4 protein-coding genes are annotated in these 5,555 nt (G+C 71.9%); all 4 read left to right on the top strand.

Annotated features, from left to right (window positions below; genetic code table 11):
* The first annotated feature begins 3 nt into the window (after positions 1-3).
* The 4 genes from ABZ749_RS28135 to ABZ749_RS28150 all read left to right on the top strand — a co-directional run bounded on the left by ABZ749_RS28135 (position 4) and on the right by ABZ749_RS28150 (position 5,519).
* The gene (locus tag ABZ749_RS28135) at positions 4-1,170 is read left to right on the top strand and encodes a Dyp-type peroxidase (RefSeq protein WP_357233099.1); all 1,167 of its coding nucleotides are present in this window, start codon (positions 4-6) and stop codon (positions 1,168-1,170) included.
* The gene (locus ABZ749_RS28140) at positions 1,167-1,727 is read left to right on the top strand and encodes a copper resistance CopC family protein (protein ID WP_357233093.1); all 561 of its coding nucleotides are present in this window, start codon (positions 1,167-1,169) and stop codon (positions 1,725-1,727) included. The genes ABZ749_RS28135 and ABZ749_RS28140 overlap by 4 nt, the downstream gene beginning before the upstream one ends.
* Before the next feature lie 56 nt (positions 1,728-1,783).
* Positions 1,784-3,907: a cytochrome c oxidase assembly protein gene (locus ABZ749_RS28145; RefSeq protein ID WP_357233095.1), complete on the top strand. Its 2,124-nt coding sequence runs from the start codon at positions 1,784-1,786 to the stop codon at positions 3,905-3,907.
* 136 nt (positions 3,908-4,043) lie between these two features.
* Positions 4,044-5,519, top strand: a complete 1,476-nt coding sequence (locus ABZ749_RS28150) for a PepSY domain-containing protein (protein WP_357233097.1) — start codon at positions 4,044-4,046, stop codon at positions 5,517-5,519.
* Positions 5,520-5,555: the final 36 nt, after the last annotated feature.

The raw sequence follows: 5,555 nt of genomic DNA on the forward strand, positions 1-5,555 counted from the left end.
TCTGTGCGGTCACCCTGCGCAGAGGGGCGATCCCGAGCAGCACCGCCGACCAGCGGGCAACCACCGGCCGCCGCCGACACCACGCCGGTGGCGAGCGTCGGCGGCCTGGTCGAGCCGTTCCATGGCGCCCGGCAGGCAGGGGTGTCCACCGAACCGCAGGCGCACGCGTCGTTCGTGGCGCTCACCCTGCGGGCCGGCACCGACCGGGCCGCGCTGGGCCGGATGTTGCGGCTGCTCACCGACGACGCTGCCCGGCTCACCCAGGGCCGACCCGCGTTGGCCGACACCGAGGCCGAACTCGGGCTGCTGCCGGCACGGTTGACAGTGACCTTCGGCTTCGGGCCTGGCCTCTACCGGGCGGCCGCCGTCGACGACCGCCGGCCGGCATCGGTCACCGAACTGCCGTCGTTCCGCATCGACCGACTTCAGCCGGCCTGGTCCGGCGGTGACCTGCTGCTGCAGATCTGCGCGGACGACGCGATCTCCGTCGCCCACGCCCAGCGGGTCCTGGTCAAGGACAGCCGCCCGTTCGCGACAGTGCGGTGGGTCCAGCAGGGCTTCCGGCGCAGCCCCGGTGTCGAGCCGGGCGGACACACCCAACGCAACCTGTTCGGTCAGCTCGACGGCACCGCCAACCCCAAACCCGGCGCGCCCATGGACACCGCGCTCTGGGTCGCGGAGGGCCCGGCGTGGCTGCGCGACAGCACCACACTGGTGCTCCGGCGGATCAGCATGAACATGGAAACCTGGGACCTGCTCGGCCGGACCGACCGCGAACTCGCCGTCGGACGACGGCTCGACACCGGCGCCCCGCTCACCGGGACCGCCGAACACGACGAACCCGACTTCGCTGCCACCAACGCCGACGGCCTCACCGTCATCCCCGACTTCTCGCACATGACCCGCGCCCACGTCACCGACGACCGGTTGAGGATTCTGCGCCGGCCCTACAACTACGACGGGGTGCCGACGGCGGAGGGCCACGCGGACAGCGGCTTGATCTTCGCCTCGTACCAGGCCGACATCGGAAGGCAGTTCCTGCCCATCCAGCGCCGGCTGGCCGACCGGGACCTGCTCAACGAGTGGACCACGCCGATCGGCTCCGCTGTCTTCGCCATCCCGCCCGGATGTCGTCCCGGCGGTTGGATCGGCGAGCAGGTGCTCGGATGAGCGTGCCGCCGTCCCGTCCCGCAGCCGTCCGACTCGGCGCGGCGGTGCTCGCCGTCCTCGTGGCGGTGCTCATCCCGGCCAGCCCGGCCTGGGCGCACAACTCGCTCCGAACGGCCACGCCAGCTCGGGACGCGACACTGCCGAGCGCACCGACCGAGGTCACGCTCGAATTCATGCAGCGACTCGACCCCGCGTTCACCACCATCGTGCTCACCGACGCCGCCAAGCGGAAGCTTCCCACCGGCGAACCGGTGGTCACCGGTGCGAAGAGCACCATCCAGGTGACCGACACCCTGCCGAACGGGACATACACGGTCGCCTACCGGGTCGTCTCCGTCGACGGGCACCCGGTTCAGGGGTCGTACCCGTTCATGGTGGCCGATCCCTCGTCCAGCGCCGCGCCAGTTGTCGCCGTCAGCGCGTCAGCGCCCGCCGCCGCCGCGGCGGCGGCGTCCGGCGGCGGTCCGAGCGCCGGTGTCCTCACTGCGGCTGCCGCGCTGGTTCTCCTCGTCCTGGTGGCGGCTGGGCTGCTGTGGCGACGGGCAGCCCGACGCTGATCCGACCCGCCCCGTGCGGTCGGCGCGCCTCATCACCTCATCAGCAAGGTCGACAGATGTCCCACACAGAACCACGGCAGTTCGTCGGCGACGATCCGAGCGGTGTCCGCACCGCCGCCACCGCCTCATTGACCCCGACCGGTCCAGTCCTGTCCGCCGCCCGAGACAAGGGTTCCACGGGGTCCGGCTGGTTGGTAACCGTCGTCGCCGTCGCCTCGGGGGCCATCCTGTTGGTGCTCGGACTCCGGGTCGGGGGTGCGTTCACGGCCGCGATTCCGGGTCTCCCCGACGCGGGGCCGATCACGACCCAGGCGCTACCAGTTCTCCGGCTGCTGTCCGACGGTCTGGCCACCGTCACCGTCGGCATGCTGGTGACCTCCGCGTTCCTGCTGCCCGGCGACGGACCCAGCGTCTCGCCGCACGGCTACCTGCTGCTGCGGCGGGCCGGTGTCGCCGCGTTCGGTTGGTCGGTGACGGCGCTGTCTCTGCTGGCGCTGACCGCCTCGGACCTGCTCGGCCAACCACTGACGACGCTCGGGCCCGCGACCGTCGTCAGTTTCGCCACCACCATCTCGCAGGGCCAGTCCCTCATGCTGCAGGCCGGACTGGCCCTGGCAGTGGCACTGCTGGCCCGAATCGGGGTGTCCCGTGGCCTCGCCGCGACCGTCGCGGTACTGGCCCTGGTGGCGGTGCTTCCCCCGGCCTTCACCGGGCACTCCGCCGGGGCCGGCAACCACCAGATCGCCGTCAGCAGCCTGGCCCTGCACATCCTCGCCGCCGCGGTGTGGGTCGGCGCCCTCATCGCCCTGCTGGTGGTACGGCGCAGTCGGCTGCTGGCCGACGCCGCCGCTCGGTACAGTCGCCTCGCCCTGGGCTGTTTCGTCGCCGTGTCGGTCAGCGGGGCGGCCAACGCCGCGGTTCGCCTCGGCTCGGTCGACCAGCTCTGGCACTCCCGCTACGGCTGGTTGGTGCTCGGCAAGCTCGTCGCCCTGCTGATCCTCGGCGCGCTCGGCGCGATTCACCGCTCCCGCACGCTGCCGGCGTTGCGTGCCGGACGGCGACGGGCGTTCGGCCGGCTGGCCGCCGGTGAGCTGATCGTGTTCGCCGCCACCGTGGGGCTGGCGGTGGCGCTCTCCCGCAGCCCCACCCCGGTCGCCGAGGCGGGCACCGACGCCGACCCGATCACCGAGCTGCTCGGCTTCCCGATGCCCACCGCACCCACTGCGGGACATCTGCTCGGGCAACCGCTGCCGGACATGTTCTTCCTGACCCTCTGCGCTCTCGGCATCGGCGGGTACCTGGCCGGAGTACGCCGGATGCACATCGCCGGGCACCACTGGCCGCTCGCCCGGACGGCGAGTTGGCTGGGTGGGTTGCTCCTGTTGGCGGCAGCCACCAACCTCGGTGTCGCCCGCTACGCGTACGTGTTGTTCAGCGCGCACATGGCCCAGCACATGGTGTTGTCGATGCTGGTGCCGATCCTGCTGGTCGGCGGCGCACCGGTCACCCTCGCCCTCCGCACCCTGCGTCGACCGGCCGACCCGGGGGTGCGCGGTGCCCGGGAGTGGTTGCTGATCGCGGTGCACAGCCGGCCCACGAGGCTGCTCACCCATCCGCTCGTCGCGCTGGGCGTCTACACCGCCAGCCTGTTCGGCCTGTACTTCAGCGACCTGCTCGGCGTGCTGATGCGCTCCCACCTCGGTCACCTCGCGATGCTCACCCACTTCGTGGTCGCGGGCTACCTGTTGTTCTGGGTGCTCATCGGGGTCGACCCGGGCCGTCGACGCCTCCCCCATCCCGTGCTGGTGGTCATCCACCTGGCGTCGATGATGGCGCACGGCTTCTTCGGCCTGGTCCTCATGCAGACGACCACCGTCATCGCCCCCGACTGGTACCTCGCTGTGCACCCCACCTGGGCGTCGTCGCTGCTCTCCGATCAGCAGCTCGGCGCCGGCATCGCCTGGGCGTTCGGCGAGCTGCCCGCCGTCGTCGTCATGATCGTCCTGATTCGTCAGTGGATTCGCGCCGACCAGCGTGAACAGGGCCGCCTCGACCGGGCCGCCGACCGGGCCGACGCCACCGGCGCGGAGGACGACCTCGCCCGCTACAACGCGTTTCTCGCCGCGGCCGGACGTCCCGACATCGATCCGCGCCGCACGGCCCGGCCGGACCAGCCCTGACATCGAGGACCGATCTTCGGGAACCGCCGGCGTCTTCCCCCCGACTACCAGTCAGGGCCGATGCGACACCTCACCGGGCGACCAGACCAGTACGGGAAACACCTTCGTGCTTCCCGACTCTTCCGATCGGATCACCATGTCTCTGACTGAATTGTCCGGCACCCCGCAGCCGGAGCCCGCCACCACCGCCGAGAAACCGGCCCGAGCCGCCCGGCGCACGTCGCCGTTCGGCGCGCTGCTGCTGCGGCTGCACTTCTACGCCGGCATCCTCGTCGCCCCGTTCCTGGTGGTCGCCGCACTGACCGGCCTGGCCTACACCGTCACCCCGCAACTCGACACGATCCTCTACGGCGACCAGCTGAAGGTCGCCCAGGTGGGTGACCGGCAACTGCCGCTGGCCGAGCAGATCGGGGCCGCGCGCAACGCGCACCCGGACGGCAGCATCACCACAGTGCAACCCGGCGCCGGCGACCAGACCACCACTGTGGTGTTCTCCCTGCCCGAGCTCGGCGAGAACCAGCACACCGTCTACATCAACCCGTACACCGGTGAGTCCCAGGGGCAGCTCACCACCTGGTTCGGGTCCACGCCGATCACCACCTGGCTGGACGACCTGCACCGCCACCTGCACCTGGGAACGGTGGGCGAGCACTACTCCGAGCTGGCCGCGAGTTGGCTGTGGGTGATGGCGCTCGGTGGGGTCGTCCTCTGGTGGCGGCGACGTGGCGTCGCCCGGGCCGCCGCCCGGCACCTGTTCGTGCCGGACCTGTCCACGGGTAAGGGTGTCCGCCGCACCCGAGGGTGGCACGCCACCACCGGCATCTGGCTCACCGTCGGTCTCCTCTTCCTCTCCGTCACCGGCCTGACCTGGTCCCGATACGCCGGCGCGAACTTCGCCGCCGGTCTCGACGCGCTCAGTGCCCGCACTCCGGAGATCTCCACCAGTCTCACCGCCGGCCCCACCGCCCCTGCCGAGACCGGCGGCGGTCACGAGCACGGTGCCGCCGGGGCGGGCGGGGTCGTCGAGTCGGCGGCCTTCGATCGGGTCCTGACCGTCGCTCGCGGCGCGGGCCTCTCCGGTCCGGTTGAGATCAGTCCCGCGCCGGAGCCGGGCTCCGCCTGGACCGTCACGCAGGTCGACAACACCTGGCCGGTCAAGAAGGACCGCATCGCCGTCGACCCGGCCTCCGACACGGTCACCGCCCGCAGCGACTTCGCCGACTGGCCCCTGCTGGCCAAACTGAGCGGCCTCGGCATCCAGGCCCACATGGGGATCCTCTTCGGCCTGGTCAACCAGATCCTGCTCGCCGCGCTCGCCCTCGGCCTGCTCTGCGTCATCTTCTGGGGCTACCGCATGTGGTGGCAACGCCGGCCCACCCGCGCCGACCGCCGTGCGATCGCCGGCACCCCACCGGCGCGCGGCGGCGTACGCGGCCTGCCGCTCTGGGCGCTGCTGATCGGCGTACCGGTGACGGTGGCGATCGGCTGGGCGCTGCCCCTGTTCGGGCTCACAGTGCTCGCCTTCCTTCTCATCGACGTGGTGGTGGGTGCGGTGTCTCGACGCCGACGACCTGCCGCGGCTCCCACCTCCCCGGCACCCGCGGGGAGCTGATTCACCGTCCGGCCGTCCGGGGGCGGGCGGGCGGGC

Source organism: Micromonospora sp. NPDC047753 (assembly GCF_040642735.1).
Taxonomy (GTDB): Bacteria; Actinomycetota; Actinomycetes; order Mycobacteriales; family Micromonosporaceae; genus Micromonospora.